This is a genomic window from Prochlorococcus sp. ALOHA_ZT_50 (assembly GCF_022447305.1).
In the GTDB taxonomy this organism is placed as follows: Bacteria; Cyanobacteriota; Cyanobacteriia; order PCC-6307; family Cyanobiaceae; genus Prochlorococcus_A.
Map to the genome: position 1 here is coordinate 57,746 of NZ_JAKVCI010000006.1, position 21,528 is coordinate 79,273.

A 21,528-nucleotide genomic window follows, 5' to 3' on the forward strand; every position below is an offset into this window, starting at 1 on the left:
GCTGATTTATAAATCAGTAACAGCCCCTAAACTTGATGTGCTTACGATTCTCGAATATTTTGAAAGAATTCCTCTTTTGTATTTTTGAATAGGTTTTACCCAATCTTTTTTTCTTTTTTCTAATTCTTCGTCAGATAAATCAACTTCAATTAGTTGTTTTACAGCATCTACTGTAATTAAATCACCTTGTTTTATTAGAGCAATATTTCCTCCTACAGCAGCCTCTGGAGCTATGTGACCCACAACAAGACCATAGGTACCCCCGCTAAATCTGCCATCGGTAATTAAAGCCACCTTCTCTCCTAGCCCTTGACCAACAATCGCAGATGTTGGAGCTAACATTTCTCTCATGCCTGGACCTCCTACAGGACCTTCGTTTCTAATAACAACAACATCACCAGCTTTGATATCGTTATTTAATATCGATTTTAAACAATCCTCTTCACTTTCAAAAATCTTTGCGGGACCTGTTAATACAGGGTTTTTTACTCCGCTAATTTTGGCTACAGAACCTTCGCTCGCTAAGTTACCTTTTAATATCGCTAGATGTCCTTTTTTATAAAGAGGGTCATCTATGTCTCTTATGACATTTTGATTTGTTGGAGGCTTATCTGGAATATTCTGTAAGTATTCTGAGATGGTTTTGCCTTCAATGTTTTTGCAATCGCCATGAATTAATCCTGCATTCAAAAGTATTTTCATTACTTGTGGAATCCCACCTGCCTTATGAAGATCCACCGTCACATATTTACCACTCGGTTTAAGGTCACAAATAACGGGTACTTTTTGTCTGATTCTCTCAAAATCATTAATGTTGATATCTATTCCTGCAGTATTCGCAATAGCTAAGATGTGCAATACCGCATTTGTTGATCCGCCAATTGCCATAATTACTGATATTGCATTTTCAAATGCTTTCTTAGTCATTAGGTCTAGAGGTCTTATATCTTTTTCTATTGCAGAGACTAATATCTCAGCACTTTTATCTGCACTTAGTTCTTTTTCAAGATCTTCAGCAGCCATAGTGGAACTGTGAGGAAGACTTAACCCTAATACTTCAATAACCGCAGACATTGTATTAGCTGTAAACATTCCTCCACAGCTACCAGCACCAGGAATACAATTTTTCTCAACTTGGATTAGCCTTTCTTCATTAATTTTGCCTGATGTTAATTGTCCAACAGCTTCAAATGCACTAACAACAGTAAGATCTTCTCCATGCAATTTCCCAGGCTTTATTGTCCCTCCATAAATGAAAATTGAGGGAATATTCATTCTTGCAATCGCAATCATGGCACCCGGCATATTTTTATCACATCCACCTATAGCAAGTACTCCATCCATACTCTGAGCATTGCATGCTGTTTCAATTGAATCAGCAATAACTTCTCTTGAAACTAGGGAATATTTCATGCCCTCTGTTCCCATAGAAATCCCATCACTTACTGTTATAGTCCCAAACATCTGAGGCATCCCACCTGATCTTTTTATTGACTCTTCAGCTTTTAGAGCTAACTTATTTAAACCCATATTGCATGGTGTTATGGTGCTGTATCCATTTGCAACTCCAATAATAGGTTTATTAAAATCTTCATCATTAAATCCAACAGCTCTTAACATCGATCTGTTAGGGGATCTTTGCACACCTTGGGTTATTGCAGATGATCTGAGTTTATTCATATTATTTGAGAACCTTTTTTATTCTATTGCCCCAACTCTTCAAGTTGCTTCCTCACATCAGCAATTGCAGAATTAAGTTGCTCAACTTTCTTCTCCAGATTCTCTCCTTCAACTTCATTTATATTTTCATTTGAATCAATCGCTTCTGAGCCGTCTTGAATTCTGGAGGAATACATCATTGCTTTTTGTTTTTTTTCCTCCTTTCTTTTGTCTGCTTCGGATATTAACCACCAAGCTAGACCTGCTGCTCCAATAAAAGCACCGCTTATTAATGATAAAAGATTATTTGAAGACGAATCTCTGTATTCAGACATTGGTAAAATATTTACTCCTATATTCTATATTAGTTCTTATCTTGAAATATAGTACTTAAACGCGATAAAGGATTCCCAATACCCGGTACTAATAATTGTGTTTTTTCGTCTTCCTCATCTATGCAAGAAGTGTAAATTACCTGATTAGGGAATAATTTCGCAATTTCATTTAACCCTTTATTTGAGCAAATAGCAGTTATTAAAAGAATCCTATTTGAATCAACACCTAATTCCTTTAATTTAATTAAAGTTTCTAATGTTGCTGATTTTGTCGTTATTTGTTCTGAATAAAATATAACTCCTTCATTTGATTCAATAGTTTTAGGAAGTTCTCCTAATGAGAGGGTTGAATTAGGAATTACTTCTTTAGATCCAAACCAAAGAGATAACCCTTCGGGCAACATTGCGAGCACTTTTATTGGATAATCATTATTAATAAAGAATCCATCTGCGTCCCCATTATCAGTATTTACTATTTCTTTTTTATATGGCAGCCAATTACGTAATGCTTCATATGTAAGCCATTTCCCTAATTGCTCATATCCTGTTGAGTACAAAATATTTGGAGTATTTTTTTCTCGCAATATTGAAAGCCAATGTTTTATTAATGGATGAGGAGGAACAATAACCTTTAGTGACATTGCCATATATTTTCCTTTAAGATACTCTTACAAACTTTAAATACTTAAGTTCTAAAATACAGTCTTATTATGATTAAATCAATTGTTTTCCCCTCACTAAAGAATGCATTAATTACTTTGTTATTCGTTGGGATTTTATTTTTTAATTCTGTAAATTCTGCATGGGCTAAAAGACCTCCTGAGATTAGAAACCAGCAAGACCTTAATTTAGAGCCAGATATGCATGGTCAAGACTTAAGCGGTAACGAATACGTTAAGTTTGATTTGAATGGGTTTAATTTCAGTGAAAGTAATTTAGAAGGGGCGGTGTTCAATAATAGTAAATTGCAAAACTCAAAGTTTACTGGAGCAAATTTAAGAGATGCACTAGCTTATGCAACAGACTTTACAGATGCAGATCTTTCGGATGTTAATTTTACAAATGCTTTATTAATGGAGAGTAATTTTGAAGGAGCAAAAATAGATGGTGCAGATTTTACTGATGCTGTTCTTAGTCGTACACAACAAAAACAATTATGTGCGATTGCTAATGGCACAAATAGTTCTACAGGAGAGAGTACAGAATATAGCTTAGGTTGTTAATCATCAAAGATGAAAAAAAAAATTCCAGTTATTGTTGTTTCGGGATTTCTTGGTTCAGGTAAAACAACTTTTCTAAGATATCTATTAAAAGAGAGTAATAAAAAATTTGGTTTAATAATTAATGAATTTGGTGATGTTGGAATTGACGGTGATTTGATTAAAAGTTGTGATAAATGTGATGAATCTGAAGACGACTGCGTAATCGAATTAAACAATGGATGTTTATGTTGTACTGTTCAAGATGATTTTGTTCCATCAATAAAAGCTCTCCTAGAATTTAATCCTCCTATCGAATCAATAATTATCGAAACAAGTGGCTTGGCACTACCAATTCCCTTAATTCAAGCACTTAACTGGCCTGAGATTAGGTCTTCCATCTACCTTGATGTTGTTGTTGGTATCGTTAATGGAGAATCAATGCTTAATGGTTCACCAATTAATGATTTAAATAAAATAACAAAACAATATAATGAAACAGATAAAATTGATCACAACGCCACTATAGATGAACTTTTTGAGGAGCAACTAGAAGTTTCTGATATCGTTTTAGTCTCTAGATCAGATATCTTAAATGATGATCAGTTTGACGTTGTAAAAAATAAAATTCAAGGAAGTCTAAACTCATCTACACCAGTCCTTAAATCCAAGAATGGCAAAATTGATTTAAATTATCTATTTGACTTTAATTTTAAAAAAGAGACTTATAAAGAATTTTTAACGGAAGAACATGACCATAATCATGTTGAGCTTGTATCAGATTCATTTAAATTAAATTATTTCCTTGAAAAAAATGACTTTGAAAAGGAGATGTCAAAAATCTTGGATGAATTAAACATTCTTCGAATAAAAGGACGTATTTGGATACCAAACAAATCATTGCCTTTACAAATACAAATTGTTGGAAAGAAAATTAATACTTGGTTTGAAGAAGCTCCAGACAATTGTTGGAGACCAAATGATAATGCTGGGCTTGAATTAGTAATAATTTCCTTTGATGAAAAATCTATAAAAACTTTCAATAGAAAAATTAAAGAGAAATTTAAGATTTTAAGTGACCCAAAAATAGCAATTTGACTTTATAGTTAGCTGTCGGGATACTTACTACAGTAGACAGCCCAAGATGGAAAATCCAAAAATTGCTTTAAAACAAATAATCTCTGACGAAGTTACATCAATTGATAAAATAAAATGTTCAAAATGTGGAGGGGCAGGAAATTTTAAAACACATGAAAATTCAAGAAGAACTTGCTTAGTATGTTTTGGTAGAGGCTACATAAACATCTAATAACTCAGAAAACCTTAAGGTAAAAATATTTGTTTATTAATCAATAGTACTTTTTATTAAAATTTAAACTAATCTTCTAGTAGAAATTAATTTTTAATTGGACCAATTTGCTGTAAAAGTTTTTGTAAGACTAAGACCCTCAGTTTTAGATCCAGCAGGGGAAGCTACCAAATCTGCTTCTATAAAACTTGGAGCCGAGGGAATAAAATCATTACGTATAGGAAAAATGATTGAGGTAAAAATAGAAGGTAATGGTGAAAACGAAGTAAGAGAAAAAATTGATTTATTGTGTGATAGGTTATTCGCAAATACTGTTATTGAAGATTATGAGTATTCACTAGAAAAATTATAAGATGGATAATTTTACTGTAGGAGTTGTTGTCTTCCCTGGTTCTAATTGTGATCGTGATGTTTCATGGGCATTGGAAGGTTGTTTAGACATAAGAACAAAATACTTGTGGCATGAGTCTTCAGATTTAAGTGATGTAGATGCAATAGTTTTACCTGGAGGATTTAGCTATGGTGATTATTTAAGATGCGGAGCAATTGCGAGATTCTCTCCATTAATAAATGCCTTGGATGAGTTTGTTAAAAGCGGGAAAAGAGTTTTAGGAATTTGTAATGGGTTTCAAATTTTGACAGAATCAGGATTTTTGCCTGGTGCTCTTGTTGCAAATAAAAATCTTAATTTTATCTGTGATGACGTTGAACTGGATATTGTTTCTTCAAAAGGAGGTTGGTTTAATAATGGAGATGAAAAACAAACTATTAAGTTGCCAATAGCGCATGGGGAAGGAAGATATCATTGTGATTCTGATACTTTAAAAAAACTTGTAGATAATGAATTGATCGCTTTGAGATATAAAAATAATCCTAATGGATCCTCATTCGATATCGCAGGCATAACTAATGAAAAGGGAAATGTTCTAGGTTTAATGCCTCATCCAGAGCGAGCATGTGACGAGACAATTGGTGGGACTGATGGTCTCTTTACATTAAAATCATTAATATTGAAATAAAAAAAGACCCCCAATTTTGGAGGTCTTTTTTTATTTAATTTGGGAAGAAATTAAACAGTAGCTTTTACTTTTGGATCCAAATCACCTTTTGCGTAAAGATCAGCAAAATAATTAGTGCTGTTTTGTTTGATCTTACTTGCTTGACCTTCGCACCAGAACTGCTTGTATCTATCAAGACAAACTTGCTTCATGTATTTTCTAGCAGGCTTGTTGAAATGTCTTGGGTCGAAGTTTGCCTTATCAGCAAATGCTGCCTCTCTAACCGCGGCAGTGAAAGCAAGTCTGTTATCAGTATCAATGTTGACTTTCCTAACTCCATTTCTTATTCCCTCTTGAATTTCTTCAACAGGAACACCATAAGTTTGAGGAATTTCACCGCCATATTTGTTAATGATATCCAACCATTCTTGAGGAACTGAACTAGATCCATGCATTACAAGATGGGTATTTGGAAGTGCTTTATGAATTTCAGCAATTCTGCTTATTGCAAGAACTTCTCCTGTAGGTTTTCTTGTGAATTTATAAGCACCATGACTTGTACCTATAGCAATAGCTAATGCATCAACTTTTGTTTTAGCAACAAAATCTGCAGCTTCTTCAGGATCAGTCAAAAGCATATCTGTAGAAAGTTCACCTTCAAATCCATGACCATCTTCTGCCTCACCTTTTCCTGTTTCTAATGAACCTAAGCAACCCAACTCTCCTTCAACACTAACTCCAACTGAATGAGCAAAATCTACTACTTTTTTAGTAACTGCAACATTATATTCGTAACTAGCGGGTGTTTTTGCATCTGCCTCTAGAGAACCATCCATCATTACTGATGTGAAACCATTTATTGCTGCTGAATAACATGTTGATGGCTCATTACCATGGTCTTGGTGCATTACCACTGGAATATTAGGATATGTTTCTGTAGCAGCAAGGATTAGATGACGTAGGAAAATTTCTCCTGCATAATTTCTTGCCCCTCTTGAAGCTTGGAGGATTACAGGACTATCAGTTTCATATGCTGCTTCCATGATTGCTTGAACTTGCTCAAGGTTATTAACATTGAAAGCTGGAATACCGTAACCATTCTCAGCAGCGTGATCTAAAAGTAGTCTTAGTGGAACGAGGGCCATAATTAAAATAAGTTAAATGCTATATAAAGCATATGTTTCCGAGAGTTTAGTATAAAGAGGTATCAAATGTCACGTCATTAGATATACAAAATACTAAATTAAAGAAACTAATTTTATGACCCAGAGTATATTTTTAGGATTTTTTTAGTTAGTAAGTGTAGCCTGCCACAAACAATTGCTCATCAGATGAAGGTTGAGATCCTGCTACATAGGCACCTTTTGAAGCTTCAGAGTTTGCTTGAGCTCTTGCTATTAATGCTTTTTGACCTCCTTCAACGTCGCTTCCTTTCCAGGCCTTTAAGCATGAGTGCTGTAATGCTCTTCCATAGGAGAATGAAACATTCCATAAAGCTTTCCTGTAAAGAGTGTTCATATTATTTAAATAAACAGAAGCAGCTTCTTCGCTTAACCCTCCTGATAAGAAAACTATTCCAGGAACAGATGCAGGAACGCATCTTTCCATAGTTCTGATTGTCATTTCAGCAACTTTCATAGGATCAGCCTTTGTTGGACAATCTGCTCCATTAACAGTCATAGAAGGTTTTAATAGAGTGCCTTCTAGAAAAACTCCATTTGCTTGACAGGCAATATAAACCTGCTTTATTACCTCTTCTTGAACTTCAGCAGTTTTTTCAATAGTATGGTCGCCGTCCATTAAGATTTCAGGTTCAATAATTGGTACCAAACCAGATTCTTGAACTGATCTTGCATACCTTGCTAATCCCCAAGCATTCTCTTGAATTGATAGTTTTGAAGGACAACCATCATTTGTAATTTGCAGAACTGCTCTCCACTTTGCAAATCTGGCACCTTGTTCATAATATTTTGCGGCTCTTTCAACTAACCCATCTAGGCCAGAGCAAAAAGTTTCTACATCTCCTCCTCCTGGAAGTGGATTTAGGCCTTTATCGACCTTTATACCTGGAATAATACCTAAATCATTTAGTTTCTTAACCATTGACTCACCATCTTGGTGATTCTGATAAAGAGTTTCTTCGAAGAGGATTGCTCCACTTATATATTTGCCAAGACCTTCTGTAGTAAAAAGCATTCCTCTATATGCCTTCCTATTGTCTTCAGTATTCTCAACGCCAATTCCAGCGAGTCTTTTACCTACTGTTTTAGTGGATTCATCTACCGCTAATATCCCTTTTCCTTTAGAAGCTAGTAATTGAGCATTTTCTTTAAGCTCATTTTTGTAATAATTTAAAGCCATTCTTTAATAATTCAGTTCAATTGATTTTTCCAGAATATGAAAAAAAAATAAAATCAATCCAATACTTTATCGGGTGATAATTGCTACTTATAAATGTATAGCCTTAAATTTTGATACTTAATCCACTTTTCGAAGATTCTCTTATGGCTTCGCAAACTTTATGACTAGCAAGTCCCTCACATAAGCCTGGGATTACAGGTGTTCCATTAATTATACTCTGAGCCCATAAATTTTGAATTCTCAAAACTGGAGCTATTCTCCCATCAGTCCATGTTTTTTCAAAATTAAAACTTGAATCTGCAGTTAGATTTTGTATTTTATTTTCGTTGTTTGAATATTTCAAATTAAAACCATGTACATAATCTTTTTGGTTTTCGCTTTTAAGAATAAGTGAACCTTCGCTTCCATATATTTCTAAACTAAATCCTCTACCATTTTTAGAAATCGATGATAAAGATACCTGACATGGAATAAGATTCGAGCTGTAGTTTGATATTTCTATATTGGCTAAACATACATCTTCACTCGTAACATCATTTAAATCAGATGAATTAGGTAAAGGTCTTTTTTTTATTGATGTTGCTAACTTGCCAGACACGTTTATTGCTTCTCCAAAAAACCAATTCAACATATCGAATGCATGAGTACCTAAAGCGCCAATAACTCCTCCACCTTTTTCTTCCAATGAATACCAATTCCAGGATCTTTTGGGGTCGGATCTACTGCCCATTAACCAATCTAATTTGACTAAATATATATCTCCTAAGATATTTTCATCAATAAGTTTTTTTGTCTGAAGGAAAAGAGGTACTGCTCTATATTCAAAATCAACACATACGCTTAAATTATTAATCAAAGATATTCTCTGAAGCTCTTCAATTTCTGAGGAGGATATTGAAACGGGTTTTTCAAGTAACAAATTTTTATTATTCTCAAGCGCTCTTTTTGCTAATTTAAATCTTGTTTCAGGAGGGGTGGCAATAATAATTCCATCAATTTTTGGAGATTTAACTAAGTCTTCCCAATTATGAAAAAAATCTAAGCCCGTTTCTTTTTCTAATATCGATTTTTGCTTTTTCTCGTAATGATAAATTGCTACAGGAGTTAAGTGATCAGACTCTTTTAATGCCTCTAAATGAACTTTTTTCCCAAACCCTAGTCCAGCGATTGCTATTTTTAATTTTTTATTTTTAGTATTCATTCTTATTCATTAATAAACTCTGAACAGCTATTTTCAATAACAACATCTATAAGTTCATCATTATTAGAAGTTTGCCATTTTGAATTGAATTGAGGAATTCCATTTATTGATGTATCTTTGAACTTTTTTTCATTGCAATTAATTCTCATTACATAAAGTGATAACTCTCCATCATCATCAGAATTAGTTGGATTCTTAAAGAACTTTGTTAATACACTTATTTCACCATTTGGTAGCGGCTTAATACTCCCTTTATCAAGCCATTCTTTCCCATCATCATTCTCTTTAAGGAGAACCCAATCAACATTTCCTATCGCATATGAATAGGAGGCAAAGTTTAAAATAAAGAGTAGAAGGCTTAAAGAAAAATAAAATAAATTAGAAATTATTCTCATTTTATATATTTGCTTCTGCAAGTTCTTTTACACCATGAATTTTTAAAATTTTAGTCAGAGTATCCTTGAGATCTTTCCTTTTAACTATTACATCAACAAAACCATGCTCAAGCAGATATTCAGCTGTTTGAAAATTATCGGGTAATTTTTCTCTTAATGTTTGTTCTATAACCCTTCTTCCAGCAAATCCAATAAGAGCTTTAGGTTCCGCCAAAATTAAATCACCTAACATTGCAAAGCTTGCTGTTACCCCTCCAGTGGTTGGATGAGTTAATAAGGGCATATAAAGAAGATTTTTTTCTTTATGTTTTTTTAGTGCTCCAGATATTTTTGCCATTTGCATGAGACTTAACATACCTTCTTGCATCCTTGCTCCTCCTGATGCGCAAACAATAAGAATTGGAAAATTTTCTAAAGTTGCTCTCTCAATTATCCTTGTAATTTTTTCACCAACTACTGAACCCATGGATCCTCCCATAAATCTAAAATCCATAACAGCTAATGCTAAAGGCATTGAATTCACAGAACAGATACCTGTTACGACTCCATCTCTTAAACCTGTACCTGCTTGACTTTCTTTAATTCGATCAGCATACGCTCTTCTATCTTTAAAACCCAAAGGATCTGTAGGACTTAGTGAACTATCAAATTCTTTGAATGAATTTTTATCAGCAATTATATTTATCCTTTCATCGCTATTAATCCTATTGTGGTGTCCACAATTACTACAAACATTGAAATTTGAAATTAGGTCTTTTCTATAGGCTACTTGCGAACACTCTGAACATTTAACCCACAAACCATCTCCCTCATCAGTATCTTGCGAAACTTTCCCAACAAATTGATCTTTACGCCTTGCGGCAAACCAGTCGATTAATGACACAACTTTTCCTGTTTTTTCTATTTAAATCTAAGTAAGGTACTTTTATCAAGAAAGATATATAAAAATTTGAGATCCTCTAGATTAAAAACTCCTCAAAGTAAAAAATATAATGATTTGAGTTGATAATCGAAAATTAATTATTATTTATTTTTCTCCTCAATCATTTTATGAATTATTGGAGTGAGAATTAGTTCCATTGCGAATCCCATTTTTCCTCCATTTACAACGATACTTGTTGGACTTGACATAAATGAATCGTTAATCATTCCAAGCAAGTATTGAAAATCAATCCCCCATTTCTCTCTTGCCCCTTTTCTGAAATGTATGATCACAAAGCTCTCATCAGGAGTTGGGATATTCCTGCATATGAAAGGATTAGAAGTGTCAATTGTGGGAATTCTTTGGAAATTAATATCGGTTTTGCTGAATTGTGGGCAAATGTGATTTATATAATCAGGCATTCTTCTCAATATAGTATCCACAATGGTTTCCGCTGAGTAACCTCTTTCTGCGTTATCTCTATGGATTTTTTGAATCCACTCTAAATTTGTTATCGGAACAACGCCAACAAGTAAATCAGCATAAGATGCCACATTGTATCCATCACCTTCTACCCCGCCATGCAAACCTTCATAAAAAAGTACGTCTGTTCCCTCAGGAATATCTTCCCATGGAGTAAATTGCCCAGGTTCTAGGGATGTCCCAAGTCTTGTATTATGTTCTTCTGCTTCTTCAAGACTATGTAGATAATATCTTTTCTTTCCTCCTCCAGTTTCACCATAGATTTTAAAAAGTTCTTCTAGCTTGTCAAAAAGATTAGCCTCTGGACCAAAATGAGAGAAATTTTCACCTTTTGAAAGAGCGTCTGCCATAGCTTTTTTCATAGGCATTCTTTCAAATCTGTGGTAACTATCACCTTCTACAACTGCGGGAACAATATCTTCTCTGGCAAAAATATGCTCAAAGGCTCTTTTTACTGTACTTGTTCCTGCTCCTGAAGATCCTGTTACAGCGACTACTGGATGACGTTTTGACATTTTTTAAAAACAATATCTAATGATTCTGACAGGTCATATGCCAACTTTATGTTTTACTTAAAAATATTTTTTTATTTATTAATTTTTTTTTAAATTTCATCCATTATTTTATCTCCGATTTCACTGCAAGATAAAACTTCAGAAGACCCATCAGCTAAATCTGCTGTTCTAAATCCTTTTGATAAAACTTTATCAATGGCAGTTTCTAAATTTTCTGCAGCTTCTTCTTCATTTAATCCAATTTTTAACATCATGGAAGCAGATAAAAGCATTGCTATAGGATTCGCTATGTTTTTACCAGCTATATCAGGAGCCGAACCATGAACAGGTTCAAAAACTCCTGGCCCATTATTGTTTAGAGAAGCAGATGGAAGCATACCAATAGAACCAGTTAACATTGCGGCTAAATCGCTTAAAATATCTCCAAATAAATTACTAGTTAAAATCACATCAAATTGACCAGGATCTCTAACTAATTGCATTGCTGCATTATCAACGTACATATTGCTTAGAGATATATTTTTATCTTTTGAGGTGATATTTAAAACTGTATCTCTCCACAATTGACTAACCTCAAGAACGTTTGATTTATCAACAGAACATATTTTTTTATTTCTTTGGTTAGCAATTTTTATTGCTATTTCAGTTATTCTCTCTATTTCGGCCGAATCATAAACCATCGTATTGAAAGCTTTTGGGATTTTTGTATTTGTTATATGTCCTCTTGGTTTTCCAAAATAAATTCCCCCTATTAATTCTCTTACAACAATAAGATCTACATGCTCAACGATTTCTTTTTTTAATGTACTTGCATCTAATAGAGATTTTCTTATTTTGACAGGCCTGATATTTGCGAAAAGGTTTAGGGCAGATCTTAACTTTAGTAACCCACTTTCTGGCCTTAATTCTCTTGCAAGAGAGTCATATTTAATATCTCCAACACATGCTAAAAGTACAGCATCACTTTTTTTGCATTGATCTAGTGTCTCATCTGGAGCAGGAGTCCCATATTTTTCATAAGCTATCCCTCCAAATAATTTTTCAATAATCTCAATATCGAAATTATGATTTTTTGAAAGCTTTTTTAAAACTTTTTTTGAAACTTCTGAAATCTCTGGTCCAATTCCGTCTCCTGACAATAAAACAATCTTATATTTCTTCATTTAAATTTTTGTTTAATAGAACAATAAATTATTGCTTGTCTAATTGTCTAAGTTTTTTTGCTAATTCTGGTAATTTTTTAAAAATACTTGAACTCCTTAGCCATGATTTATTTTCCATCGCGGGGAAACCACTAATTACCTTGCCATCTTCTATGTCACAATGGATTCCGCATTTTGAACTCGCTATGACATTATTACCAACTTTTACTCTATTATTGACTCCTACTTGCCCTGCCAAAATAACACCATCTCCAATATTTGCTCCTCCAGCGATACCAACTTGAGCTGCAAATGCACAATTCTTTCCAATTTTTACTCCATGACCTATTTGTATTAAATTATCCAACTTTGTTCCCTCATCAATAAAAGTAAATCCAACTGCGGGTCTATCAATACAACAATTCGTTCCAATTTCTACAAAACTCATTATTTTTACACCACCTTTTTGAGGCATCTTTACCCATTTGCCATTTTTAGGAATAAAACCAAATCCCTCTGATCCAATAACAGAATTTGAATTAATTACACAATTATTTTTTAGAGTGGTATTTTCGTAAATAACACAATTTGGATGAATTATATTATTATTTCCTATTCGAACATTGCCTAAAATTGATGATCCAGGAAGAATATGATTATTGTCTCCAATTACAGTATTTTCTCCAATATAGACATTAGGTCCAATATGGCAATCTGCTCCAATTATTGCTGTTTTATCTATAACCGCTGAAGCGTGAATTCCTGGTTTGAAATTGATAGTTTTATATAAACAATCCAATACTTCTGCAAATGCAATTCTTGGATTTTTAACGATTATGTTTGATATATTGAGTTTCTTTAGGGCACTAACGATTTCATCGTTGTTAGTAGTTATTATTGCTGATGCTTTAGTTTGATCTAATTTTTCTTTAAGGATATTATTTTCTTCTAAAAAAGATATTTGATGTTTAACTGCAGCATCTAATGAGGCAGCATCATCTATATTTAAATCTTCGAAAATATTGGCACTAATAAAATTTGAATTTCCTTTTTTTATTAGATCAACTAAATCACTTAAAAGCATTTTTCAGTTTTAATTTTTTTCTAAGAGAGAGCAAGAACATCTCTATGTACGACAATTATCGAGGAGTTGTTATTTTCTTTATTATTTAAGATACTTCTTAATTTGTCGCTACTTATTGATACTAAACCTTTTGCAACTTCTTTATCATTTGTATTTACGATTTTAACTGCCTGATTAATCGTAAAGTTTCCTTCTACATTCTTAACACCAACCGCTAAAAGTGAGGCACCTTTTTTTTTAATTGCAAAAGAAGCGCCATCATCTAAAGTAATTTTCCCTACTGTTTGAATTGCATGTGAAAGCCAACTTTTTTTGTTTCCAATAGGTTTTTCTACTGGATAAAATAAAGTTCCAATTTTATTATCATTAAATATTTCAATTAAGTTTTTTTTATTAGTTCCATCAACTAGTTGGACTTCGACTCCTCCTTTTGTTGCTATTTCTGCAGAAATTAATTTTGTAGAAATTCCTCCTGTTCCCCATTCATTATTTGAGTTTTGAATATTTTTATCTTTAATTTCCTTTAATTCACTATTATGAACTTCTTTAATAGGTTGCGCATCTTTATTATTACGTGGATCTTTTGAGTATAGATTTTCAATATCGGTTAATAAAATAAGCTTGTTAGCATTTATAGCCAAGGCAACTAAAGCAGAGAGGGTATCATTATCTCCATATTTAAGCTCTTCATTTGCTACGGTATCATTTTCATTTACTATTGGAATAACATTCAAATCGATTAATTTTTTTAAAGTTTTAGAAGCGTTATTAAAGGATTCTCGTGAATTGAAATCAGCTTTAGTTATTAAAATTTGAGCAATATTATGACCTAATTTATTAAATACTTTATCGTATAAGGACATTAAATTAACTTGACCTACTGCAGCAGTAGCTTGAAGGGTACTTAAATCATTTGGTCTCGTTTTAATATTTAATTTTTGGCAACCTAATCCAACGGCTCCACTAGTTACTAAAATTAATTTGTTTCCTTTTGAAAGAAAACTTGTAAAGGATCTAGAAAGGTTTTCAATAACTTCTTCTGTAGATGTTTCCTCTGTTCCTCTTAAAATACTAGTACCAATTTTTATAACCCAAGTTTTCATTTTATAAAATGAGAAATTAATTTTTCTATTGTCAAAGTTAAATTAAATTTTATAGGCAAGCCATCTCTATTTAATCGCTTAACTAATATTGTTTTTATATCACATCTATTCCCAACAATAATATCTGTAAAAATTCTGTCGCCAATAATGGCTATATTTTTTGGCTCTCTGCCAATTTCTTTGATAGCAGACAAAGTTACTTTTTTTCTTGGTTTTGATGCATTGTATTTATACCTTAAATTTAATTCTTTCGCTATTTTTGCGATTCTTTTTTTTGATGGATTATTACTTATTAGATATAAGGAGAAAAGTTTTTTAGATTCTATGATCCAATTTTTTACAGCTTTTGGGATCATATTTGATTTTCTATTTACTAGAGTCCCATCCACGTCTAGCAATAAAGAATTAATTCCTTTTTTTTGCAACTCAGATTGAGAAATATTATATATTGGTAAGTTTGAATCCCAATTGACTTTTAGGATAGATCTCATTTATTTTAAGAACTACTTTTTTCAAGCTCAGTTTCAATCAAAGGTTGAATTTTATCGAACTCATCATCTTCAACTAATAAGGCACCTTTGTCTTTTAATTTACCCACAATAAAAAAAGGATCTAGTGGTATATATAAGCCATATTCTTGGTCAAAAAGATTAAAGTTAACGAGCAATTCATAACTCTCACTATCATCATCGACGTAATCTTCTTCTAATTCATCGTAAATTGGTTCTTCAAGTTCTCCTGATACTGTTAATGTAACTGCTGATCTGATAAGTCTTAAATCATGTTCTTGAAGAACTGCTTCAGCATTTTTTAGTATTTGTTCATTTTTATCTATTTTCTCAATTAGTTCAGGTTCATCTTTTTCATTTATCTTAAAAAGACTTACTGGAGTATCAACTGGCGTTAATAAAGCATATTCTTGGCCTTCAACACTTACTAATTGTTCAAGATAACAAAATAGCTCGTTTCCATTTGAGTCATTTAATAAAAGAGTCTGTGCATCATAATTATCATTTGAATTGGCTTCTTTCATTTAAAAATTATCTATCCTTTTTAATACTAATATTTTATCTGACGTTTACCAGCTATTTCTTCTAATTCAGGACCTTCTTCGATCCATTGTTCAAGTATTATTTTTGCTGAAAAACTATCAATCAATCCGGATTTATCTTTTTTTATTCCAAATCTATCTGAAGATTCCCAAGTTGAACTATGTTCGTTGACGTAAGAAAATGGAAGCTTTAATTCATTTGAAAGTAATTGACCGTAATTTTTACAGTCAATAGCTTGAGTGGTCATTTGACCTTCCTCATCTAGTGGAATACCCACAATAAACCCAGTCAAATTAAATTCATTTATATAATTTCTAATGATTTTAATCTCTTGATTATTTTCAAACCGTTTTACTGCTGGAAGTATATTTGATGTTATGCAGAGGGGATCACAATAAGCTAATCCTATTCTTTTGGTACCTATATCCAAACTCAAAATTGACTTGGGTTTGGGTTTGCAAAATTTCACTTTGTTTTTAATGGAAAAGGAGATGGATATGGATTACCTTGTGGACTTAATTTTTCAAAGATTGATTCCAAAGATTGATTTATTATATTTACTTGTTTGGCTTCATTCTTAACTATTGTGTTCCTGATAAGAATTATTTCTTGATTTTTTTCTTTGAGATTACATTCTTCGAGAAAAAGATTTAATTGAGAATTTTCTTTATAGGTTTTTAAATATGAAACAGGTGATTTTTCAAAAAATCTTTTTATAAATTCTTTTAAAATAGAATTGAATCTCTTATCCCAATATCTACTTATAGTTAAAGTATAAATTTCTTCATTTTGATAATTAATATCTTTTAAAATTGTACATAAAACTGAATTTTCATATATTAAGGCACCACTCTTAGAGTTATTTCTTTTAAGAATGTCGTCTTGATCAAAATCTAAAATATTTCTTATTAAGGGAGATTGATTTGATCTTATGAAATTAACTATTTTTAATATATTTTGTTTATTAATGTTTTGGAATTCATTAATTAATGTATAGGCATTGGTATTTTGATTTTTAGGTTTATTTAGATCAGAACCATCCCAAAGGATTATCTCTCCTAACGGTTGAAAGCCTAATTCTCTTGAGGTTGATATGAGGTCAACATTATTTATATCAGCGTTAATTATCCAACTTGAAGTTTTGATGTCTTTTATTGAGATAGATTTTTTTATCAATCCTAAAGTTAATTGTTTATCTGTTAAAGAACACTTGCTATTAATCAACTTGGGCTTAGATATTTTTAAGCAAGTCTCTTTTTTGTTTAAAGGAAAAATATTCAAATAACCAATAATTTCGTTTCCATATATAGCAATTATGCATTTATTTTTATTTTTCTTAAGATTATTTAAAAAAATTTTTAAGTCATCAAAGGTATTTATAATTGCCATCTTTAAAAACCAATTATTCAATTCCTTATTTTTAATATCTATTAAAAGATTAATGTGCCTTATATGGAGTTCTTCAAAAGTTACTTCCATTCCTTTTTTAGATTGAAAAGAATAAGAGGTATCTTTTTTCATTTACTTTTTTTCTCTTATTAATACTATAGGGGTTTTTTCATCTCCATTGCCAGCTGGATTAGATATTAAGTTTCTTTTGAGTATTTTATTTACTTTTTTATTTGAACTAGCTAAGACTTTCACACCTCCAAGATCATTAACATCGACAACAGCAACATCTATATTTAGATAGTTCGAGACCTCCTTACAAAATAAATCCGCATTGAGAGGACCCATAACTATACTCTTGTCGTAAGGTGTAACTGTGCCGCTTATATCATCAATGAGGGATGATTCTGAACCAGTTAACCTATAAAACATACCTTTAATACCAACTAATTTGAAGAGAAATCCAACAAATAGTGCAAAGGTTATTCTTGTGACTCCGATTCTATTTATTAATAATTGCATGCCGCAAGCTGTTGCGAGACTGCTTGTAGGGTGAAAAAAATAACATAAAGCTTTCGAAAATAAACTATATTCTAAATTTTGAGGGGAAATATATCTATTTTGCATAATCGCTAGCGGACTCTCACCGATTGTTAAAATATCATTTTTTTCTACAATTCCTTTGCAGTATTCAATCACAGTATTTACTGGGTTATCAAAGCAACCAAGTAAATCAGTTTTAATAGCAAAAGCTTTATATTTATTATTTATTGGAATTTCAAAAACTTCTTTCGGCCTTTGTTTTTGACCATCTAAATTAATTAACAAACAATCCTTATTATTTGAAATACCAAAATGTCCATAGTTCTCCCAATATACTTTTAACCATAGATATTTTATTTTTTTTCTAAAATTATTATTGCTAAATTTATATATGATTCTTACAAATAATTCTGAATTTGACTTGATAATTGTTGTTGGCCAGTAATTATTTAAATTCTTAATTTTATTATTTTCATATATATAAATATCTTCTTGATAATTAAAATTTTGGCAATATTCGTTACCTTTACTTTTAAAAAAATCTAATTCAAAATTTATATTAGAAACCATCGTCTCTTTGGTTTTACTTTTATTAGTTATTTTTAAATCAATAATTAATTCGTTTAAACCATCCTTTTTTTTGATTTTGTAATTTATAGGTACCAGATTTAACTTTGATTTGGGTGAGTTTTTAATATATAAATCTGAAAGAATTAAAAAAATTAAAAGAACTAAGAGGATATTTATTAATATCATTTTTTTTAATTAATTTTTGTTTTTATCTTTTTTTTCAGAAATGATACTGTTGTATTCATTAAAACTTTCTACAGAAAATGTCGTATCTTCTATATCAATTCCTTTTAGTTCTCCTATAACTTTGTTTAATTCATCGATATTAATCATTCCATTTTTATCATATTTAACTTCACCATCACTATTTAAAATAATGGTTTGTGGAATTAATCCGTTCCAATAATAATTAGGTTCATTTCTAAGATCAGACTTTTCTTTATCCTGTAATTCATCAGTAGTTAGAGCAATGATATCTATATTATTTCTCCATATCAAATCTAAACCAGATATTATCGGAGCCATAGCTTTACTATCTGAGCTATCGTCAAGATAAAAAAATAAAACTGCGACTCTTTTATTTTTTAATGATTCCTGAAGAGTTGTCTGGGGAGGAACTATAGCCCCATTACCTGCGTATATAGGAAAGATGTTGCCATCGTAACTATCAGAATCTCTAGAGGCATTTGCTTTATATGGACTTAAGAAAATTAATGCTATTAGGATCCATTGAATTATTTTCATTAAAGTTTAAAAACTTACTTTGAACTTGATCTTCCTAATCCTTGAAGGATTCCTTTCCCAACTAAACCGATAGCTTTGCCAACGACCTTTGTAAGGAAAGTTACGAAAAGATTACCGATATATTTTACAGCAACTTCTAACTGCGGTGCTACGGCATCTCTTATCTCAACTAACAATGTAACTTGTTTTTGTAGCCATTCTAGATTCTCTAATTCTTTCTCCCTATTTTCATTTTTAAAGTAACGGGTAAATTTTTTATCGATAATATCAATATATTCTCGTTTACTCTCATACAAGTAGATAGGCATATAAATATAGTCATGCCAGCGATTGTAGTTATTAATATTATTTCTAAATCTTTCAAAATTTCTTGTCGATTGTAATTCGGGATTTATAAGTACAGTTCTTAATTCAGGCCAAGAAGAACAAATATTAAAGATTTCAGAAGCTAATAAATTACAGTTCCTTATTGTCCAATTTGAAATTATATTTTCAAGGATCAAAAACGATTCTGTTTCATATAGAGGGAGTAATTTTCCATCATAGTCAAGAGCTTCATTTTTAATAATTGGCTCAATAAACATTATTGATTCATGTGATTCTCTATCTATCTCTTCGCAACTTACCTCACTATAAATAAAATCATTTATTGAAATAGATTCGCTTCCTTTTTTTAATCGAAAATAGCTGTCTGTGATATTTGAAATTGTATTAACTTTAAGTTCTTTTATAAGAGAATTTAAATCATCTTTAAAATCTTTCTCCTTATAGTTTTCCTTAATATTTTTTACTAAATTATCTAACTCATCTAACATTTTGCAAATTAGTCGTGAAATGAATTCTTTCTTTATCCCAGAGAGAATTATTGATGAATTATTAAATTCAACCTGTAAGTTAGTTGAGCTATACCTTTCTTTTAGTCTATCTAAAATTAAATTCCATATTTCTGTAGTGTTTTTATCTTTAATGAATACAGTGTTCTTATTTTCAAGATTAATTTTATTTTCAGTGTAAACTGCCTCTGTATAAAGTTCTAGTGAATTACCCCATAAGAAAATTAGAAAAGATTTTGCAGTAATAAGTTCTCTTAATCTTCCTTTTAAAATGAATTTATAAAATTCTGGTGTTGAATCAGAGTTGACATATTTGAATATATAATTAATTTCAGAATCTATTTGTTTAAGACCTGAAGTTAGAATTTTTTGACTAAAAGAGAGAGGCTTATTTTTGTTTAATTGAACTCGGGAATTATTTTCAATATCAAATACCCTTCCTCCATTTAAAATGGTATCAATAGATTCAAGAACTTTTTCTGCACTGGGATTTAAAAGAAAACCTTCAGCATTTAACGATGGAGGGGTATTTGCTTCATAAACAAGTTCGCCAGAGAGAATTATAAGAAACTTTGACTCATCATATCTTTCTCTTAATTTTAATAATTCTAACCTTATAAGATCTTCTGATTGGAAATTAAGAACATTCCATATAACTAAATCCGGAGTTTTATCACCTGTTCCATTATTAAAATTAATGTCTAAATTTTGGTCTAGTGATGTTAACTTAAGCGATAAAGATTCTGCTATTAAGCTTGGAGCAATAATCAATATCGATTTTTTTGAAATTAATTCCAAGACTAGATTTCTTATCTCTTATACAAAATTAACTAACAATTACTGCAAACACCAGCCTTAAATCAATTTTTATACTCTTTTAAGCGTAGTAATTTCTGTTTAAATCAAAGTCATTTAATCTCTCTGATGACAATACATTATTCGCTTCGTTTATCGTGAATTTATTTTCATATAGAGCTTTACCTACAATTACTCCAAAGAGTCCAGAGTTTTCAAATTTTACTAACGATAATAAATCAGAAATTGAACCAACACCTCCTGAGGCTATTACTGGAATATCTGTAATTTCAAGTATGCTTTTTATGAATTCTTCATTTGTCCCTTCTAACGTCCCATCTGTATTTATATCTGTAACAATAAAACTAGCAATTTTAAATGAAGAAAACTCCTTTACTAGATCTGTGGCAAAAATATTAGATTGCTCAAGCCAACCCCTTGTACTAACTTTTCCATCTTTTGCATCTATCCCAACAATTATCCTTCCAGGAAATTTATTTGATAAGTCTTTAACTAGTTCTTTATTTTCTATTGCAGAGGTTCCCATGATAACTTTCTCAATACCATAAGAAAATAATTGTTCTATCCTTTCTTGAGACCTTATCCCCCCACCTATTTGAATAGGTATGTTAACTGTTTTTGCAATCTTTTTTATTGATTTATCGTTTGTTGGGGATCCAGTTTTTGCAGCATCCAAATCAACTATATGTATATATTTTGCCCCTTCGCTTTCCCAAAATTTAGCTTGCTCATGAGGCTCTTTGGTGAAGTCTTTTCTTTTATTAAAGTCGCCTTTAAAAAGCCTTACACACTTACCATTCATTAAATCAATTGCTGGTATTAGGTCCATAGAATCATCCTTTTCATTAATTACTTATTAGTAGTACTATTCAATA

At 31.4% G+C, this 21,528-nt stretch carries 25 protein-coding genes; 5 read left to right on the top strand and 20 right to left on the bottom strand.

The window, feature by feature from the left end; genetic code table 11:
* Nucleotides 1-6: 6 nt before the first annotated feature.
* From ilvD to MK115_RS01655, 3 genes are read right to left on the bottom strand one after another with little or no spacing between them, the layout of a single operon-like run.
* Nucleotides 7-1,680, bottom strand: a complete 1,674-nt coding sequence (gene ilvD / locus MK115_RS01645) for a dihydroxy-acid dehydratase (RefSeq protein ID WP_025891605.1) — start codon at nucleotides 1,678-1,680, stop codon at nucleotides 7-9.
* A 23-nt stretch (nucleotides 1,681-1,703) separates the two neighbouring features.
* Entirely contained in the window at nucleotides 1,704-1,994 is a 291-nt protein-coding gene (locus tag MK115_RS01650) for a hypothetical protein (RefSeq protein WP_011376338.1), read from the bottom strand.
* A gap of 29 nt (nucleotides 1,995-2,023) precedes the next feature.
* Nucleotides 2,024-2,641: a uracil phosphoribosyltransferase gene (locus tag MK115_RS01655; protein ID WP_287608572.1), complete on the bottom strand. Its 618-nt coding sequence runs from the start codon at nucleotides 2,639-2,641 to the stop codon at nucleotides 2,024-2,026.
* Nucleotides 2,642-2,704: 63 nt separating this feature from the next.
* On the opposite strand from MK115_RS01655, the gene MK115_RS01660 reads away from it, so the two are divergent.
* The 5 genes from MK115_RS01660 (at nucleotide 2,705) to purQ (ending at nucleotide 5,521) form a co-directional block, all read left to right on the top strand.
* Nucleotides 2,705-3,217, top strand: coding sequence for a pentapeptide repeat-containing protein (locus tag MK115_RS01660; RefSeq protein ID WP_011862813.1), 513 nt, complete (start codon nucleotides 2,705-2,707; stop codon nucleotides 3,215-3,217).
* A 9-nt stretch (nucleotides 3,218-3,226) separates the two neighbouring features.
* Nucleotides 3,227-4,291, top strand: a complete 1,065-nt coding sequence (locus tag MK115_RS01665) for a GTP-binding protein (RefSeq protein ID WP_287608576.1) — start codon at nucleotides 3,227-3,229, stop codon at nucleotides 4,289-4,291.
* A 46-nt stretch (nucleotides 4,292-4,337) separates the two neighbouring features.
* On the top strand, nucleotides 4,338-4,502 hold the full coding sequence (locus MK115_RS01670) for a hypothetical protein (RefSeq protein ID WP_187151459.1): 165 nt from the start codon (nucleotides 4,338-4,340) through the stop codon (nucleotides 4,500-4,502).
* A gap of 97 nt (nucleotides 4,503-4,599) precedes the next feature.
* Nucleotides 4,600-4,854, top strand: a complete 255-nt coding sequence (gene purS, locus MK115_RS01675; RefSeq protein WP_011376342.1) for a phosphoribosylformylglycinamidine synthase subunit PurS — start codon at nucleotides 4,600-4,602, stop codon at nucleotides 4,852-4,854.
* 1 nt (nucleotide 4,855) lies between these two features.
* Nucleotides 4,856-5,521: a phosphoribosylformylglycinamidine synthase subunit PurQ gene (purQ, locus tag MK115_RS01680; protein WP_075507936.1), complete on the top strand. Its 666-nt coding sequence runs from the start codon at nucleotides 4,856-4,858 to the stop codon at nucleotides 5,519-5,521.
* 50 nt (nucleotides 5,522-5,571) lie between these two features.
* Here the strand turns inward: purQ and fba are convergent, their stop codons facing one another.
* From fba to hisA, 17 genes are all read right to left on the bottom strand, one after another.
* Nucleotides 5,572-6,645, bottom strand: coding sequence for a class II fructose-bisphosphate aldolase (fba, locus tag MK115_RS01685; RefSeq protein ID WP_011376344.1), 1,074 nt, complete (start codon nucleotides 6,643-6,645; stop codon nucleotides 5,572-5,574).
* A gap of 148 nt (nucleotides 6,646-6,793) precedes the next feature.
* Entirely contained in the window at nucleotides 6,794-7,861 is a 1,068-nt protein-coding gene (locus MK115_RS01690; RefSeq protein WP_025972054.1) for a class I fructose-bisphosphate aldolase, read from the bottom strand.
* A 103-nt stretch (nucleotides 7,862-7,964) separates the two neighbouring features.
* Nucleotides 7,965-9,062 (bottom strand): Gfo/Idh/MocA family protein, encoded by a 1,098-nt coding sequence (locus MK115_RS01695; RefSeq protein WP_287608591.1) that lies wholly within the window; start codon nucleotides 9,060-9,062, stop codon nucleotides 7,965-7,967.
* A 2-nt stretch (nucleotides 9,063-9,064) separates the two neighbouring features.
* Nucleotides 9,065-9,457 carry a hypothetical protein gene (locus MK115_RS01700; protein WP_287608593.1) on the bottom strand — a complete coding sequence of 131 codons (393 nt, stop codon included), beginning with the start codon at nucleotides 9,455-9,457 and terminating at the stop codon, nucleotides 9,065-9,067.
* Nucleotide 9,458: 1 nt separating this feature from the next.
* The gene (gene accD, locus MK115_RS01705) at nucleotides 9,459-10,340 is read right to left on the bottom strand and encodes an acetyl-CoA carboxylase, carboxyltransferase subunit beta (RefSeq protein WP_025890687.1); all 882 of its coding nucleotides are present in this window, start codon (nucleotides 10,338-10,340) and stop codon (nucleotides 9,459-9,461) included.
* 140 nt (nucleotides 10,341-10,480) lie between these two features.
* Nucleotides 10,481-11,377 carry a phosphoribulokinase gene (locus MK115_RS01710; protein ID WP_025881193.1) on the bottom strand — a complete coding sequence of 299 codons (897 nt, stop codon included), beginning with the start codon at nucleotides 11,375-11,377 and terminating at the stop codon, nucleotides 10,481-10,483.
* An 89-nt stretch (nucleotides 11,378-11,466) separates the two neighbouring features.
* Entirely contained in the window at nucleotides 11,467-12,540 is a 1,074-nt protein-coding gene (gene leuB, locus MK115_RS01715) for a 3-isopropylmalate dehydrogenase (protein WP_287608599.1), read from the bottom strand.
* Nucleotides 12,541-12,568: 28 nt separating this feature from the next.
* Nucleotides 12,569-13,603: a UDP-3-O-(3-hydroxymyristoyl)glucosamine N-acyltransferase gene (gene lpxD / locus MK115_RS01720; protein WP_287608601.1), complete on the bottom strand. Its 1,035-nt coding sequence runs from the start codon at nucleotides 13,601-13,603 to the stop codon at nucleotides 12,569-12,571.
* Between the two features lie 20 nt (nucleotides 13,604-13,623).
* On the bottom strand, nucleotides 13,624-14,706 hold the full coding sequence (proB, locus tag MK115_RS01725) for a glutamate 5-kinase (protein WP_025958901.1): 1,083 nt from the start codon (nucleotides 14,704-14,706) through the stop codon (nucleotides 13,624-13,626).
* Complete coding sequence (locus tag MK115_RS01730) at nucleotides 14,703-15,197, bottom strand: YqeG family HAD IIIA-type phosphatase (protein WP_287608605.1); 495 nt, start codon at nucleotides 15,195-15,197, stop codon at nucleotides 14,703-14,705. The genes proB and MK115_RS01730 overlap by 4 nt, the downstream gene beginning before the upstream one ends.
* A gap of 5 nt (nucleotides 15,198-15,202) precedes the next feature.
* Nucleotides 15,203-15,739, bottom strand: a complete 537-nt coding sequence (locus MK115_RS01735; RefSeq protein ID WP_011818296.1) for a DUF3727 domain-containing protein — start codon at nucleotides 15,737-15,739, stop codon at nucleotides 15,203-15,205.
* Between the two features lie 26 nt (nucleotides 15,740-15,765).
* Nucleotides 15,766-16,227: a Holliday junction resolvase RuvX gene (gene ruvX, locus MK115_RS01740; RefSeq protein ID WP_287608609.1), complete on the bottom strand. Its 462-nt coding sequence runs from the start codon at nucleotides 16,225-16,227 to the stop codon at nucleotides 15,766-15,768.
* Nucleotides 16,224-17,279 (bottom strand): hypothetical protein, encoded by a 1,056-nt coding sequence (locus MK115_RS01745; RefSeq protein ID WP_287608611.1) that lies wholly within the window; start codon nucleotides 17,277-17,279, stop codon nucleotides 16,224-16,226. Before MK115_RS01745 ends, ruvX begins: the two co-directional genes overlap by 4 nt.
* Entirely contained in the window at nucleotides 17,280-18,446 is a 1,167-nt protein-coding gene (locus tag MK115_RS01750) for a hypothetical protein (RefSeq protein WP_287608612.1), read from the bottom strand.
* 9 nt (nucleotides 18,447-18,455) lie between these two features.
* Nucleotides 18,456-19,004 (bottom strand): thylakoid membrane photosystem I accumulation factor, encoded by a 549-nt coding sequence (locus tag MK115_RS01755; RefSeq protein WP_287608614.1) that lies wholly within the window; start codon nucleotides 19,002-19,004, stop codon nucleotides 18,456-18,458.
* Between the two features lie 14 nt (nucleotides 19,005-19,018).
* On the bottom strand, nucleotides 19,019-20,635 hold the full coding sequence (locus MK115_RS01760) for a DUF3685 domain-containing protein (protein WP_287608616.1): 1,617 nt from the start codon (nucleotides 20,633-20,635) through the stop codon (nucleotides 19,019-19,021).
* 79 nt (nucleotides 20,636-20,714) lie between these two features.
* Nucleotides 20,715-21,482 (bottom strand): 1-(5-phosphoribosyl)-5-[(5-phosphoribosylamino)methylideneamino]imidazole-4-carboxamide isomerase, encoded by a 768-nt coding sequence (hisA, locus tag MK115_RS01765; RefSeq protein ID WP_287608618.1) that lies wholly within the window; start codon nucleotides 21,480-21,482, stop codon nucleotides 20,715-20,717.
* Nucleotides 21,483-21,528: the final 46 nt, after the last annotated feature.

Bases quoted from the DNA above. Each gene is read 5' to 3' on its own strand.
- MK115_RS01755 (WP_287608614.1), bottom strand. From the start codon at position 19,004: ATGAAAATAATTCAATGGATCCTAATAGCATTAATTTTCTTAAGTCCA.
- MK115_RS01710 (WP_025881193.1), bottom strand. From the start codon at position 11,377: ATGTCAAAACGTCATCCAGTAGTCGCTGTAACAGGATCTTCAGGAGCA.
- leuB (WP_287608599.1), bottom strand. From the start codon at position 12,540: ATGAAGAAATATAAGATTGTTTTATTGTCAGGAGACGGAATTGGACCA.
- MK115_RS01665 (WP_287608576.1), top strand. From the start codon at position 3,227: ATGAAAAAAAAAATTCCAGTTATTGTTGTTTCGGGATTTCTTGGTTCA.
- purQ (WP_075507936.1), top strand. From the start codon at position 4,856: ATGGATAATTTTACTGTAGGAGTTGTTGTCTTCCCTGGTTCTAATTGT.
- MK115_RS01695 (WP_287608591.1), bottom strand. From the start codon at position 9,062: ATGAATACTAAAAATAAAAAATTAAAAATAGCAATCGCTGGACTAGGG.
- MK115_RS01690 (WP_025972054.1), bottom strand. From the start codon at position 7,861: ATGGCTTTAAATTATTACAAAAATGAGCTTAAAGAAAATGCTCAATTA.
- hisA (WP_287608618.1), bottom strand. From the start codon at position 21,482: ATGGACCTAATACCAGCAATTGATTTAATGAATGGTAAGTGTGTAAGG.
- MK115_RS01730 (WP_287608605.1), bottom strand. From the start codon at position 15,197: ATGAGATCTATCCTAAAAGTCAATTGGGATTCAAACTTACCAATATAT.
- fba (WP_011376344.1), bottom strand. From the start codon at position 6,645: ATGGCCCTCGTTCCACTAAGACTACTTTTAGATCACGCTGCTGAGAAT.
- proB (WP_025958901.1), bottom strand. From the start codon at position 14,706: ATGAAAACTTGGGTTATAAAAATTGGTACTAGTATTTTAAGAGGAACA.
- MK115_RS01700 (WP_287608593.1), bottom strand. From the start codon at position 9,457: ATGAGAATAATTTCTAATTTATTTTATTTTTCTTTAAGCCTTCTACTC.
- ilvD (WP_025891605.1), bottom strand. From the start codon at position 1,680: ATGAATAAACTCAGATCATCTGCAATAACCCAAGGTGTGCAAAGATCC.
- MK115_RS01750 (WP_287608612.1), bottom strand. From the start codon at position 18,446: ATGATATTAATAAATATCCTCTTAGTTCTTTTAATTTTTTTAATTCTT.
- MK115_RS01650 (WP_011376338.1), bottom strand. From the start codon at position 1,994: ATGTCTGAATACAGAGATTCGTCTTCAAATAATCTTTTATCATTAATA.
- MK115_RS01745 (WP_287608611.1), bottom strand. From the start codon at position 17,279: ATGAAAAAAGATACCTCTTATTCTTTTCAATCTAAAAAAGGAATGGAA.
- MK115_RS01660 (WP_011862813.1), top strand. From the start codon at position 2,705: ATGATTAAATCAATTGTTTTCCCCTCACTAAAGAATGCATTAATTACT.
- MK115_RS01655 (WP_287608572.1), bottom strand. From the start codon at position 2,641: ATGGCAATGTCACTAAAGGTTATTGTTCCTCCTCATCCATTAATAAAA.
- lpxD (WP_287608601.1), bottom strand. From the start codon at position 13,603: ATGCTTTTAAGTGATTTAGTTGATCTAATAAAAAAAGGAAATTCAAAT.
- MK115_RS01735 (WP_011818296.1), bottom strand. From the start codon at position 15,739: ATGAAAGAAGCCAATTCAAATGATAATTATGATGCACAGACTCTTTTA.
- MK115_RS01670 (WP_187151459.1), top strand. From the start codon at position 4,338: ATGGAAAATCCAAAAATTGCTTTAAAACAAATAATCTCTGACGAAGTT.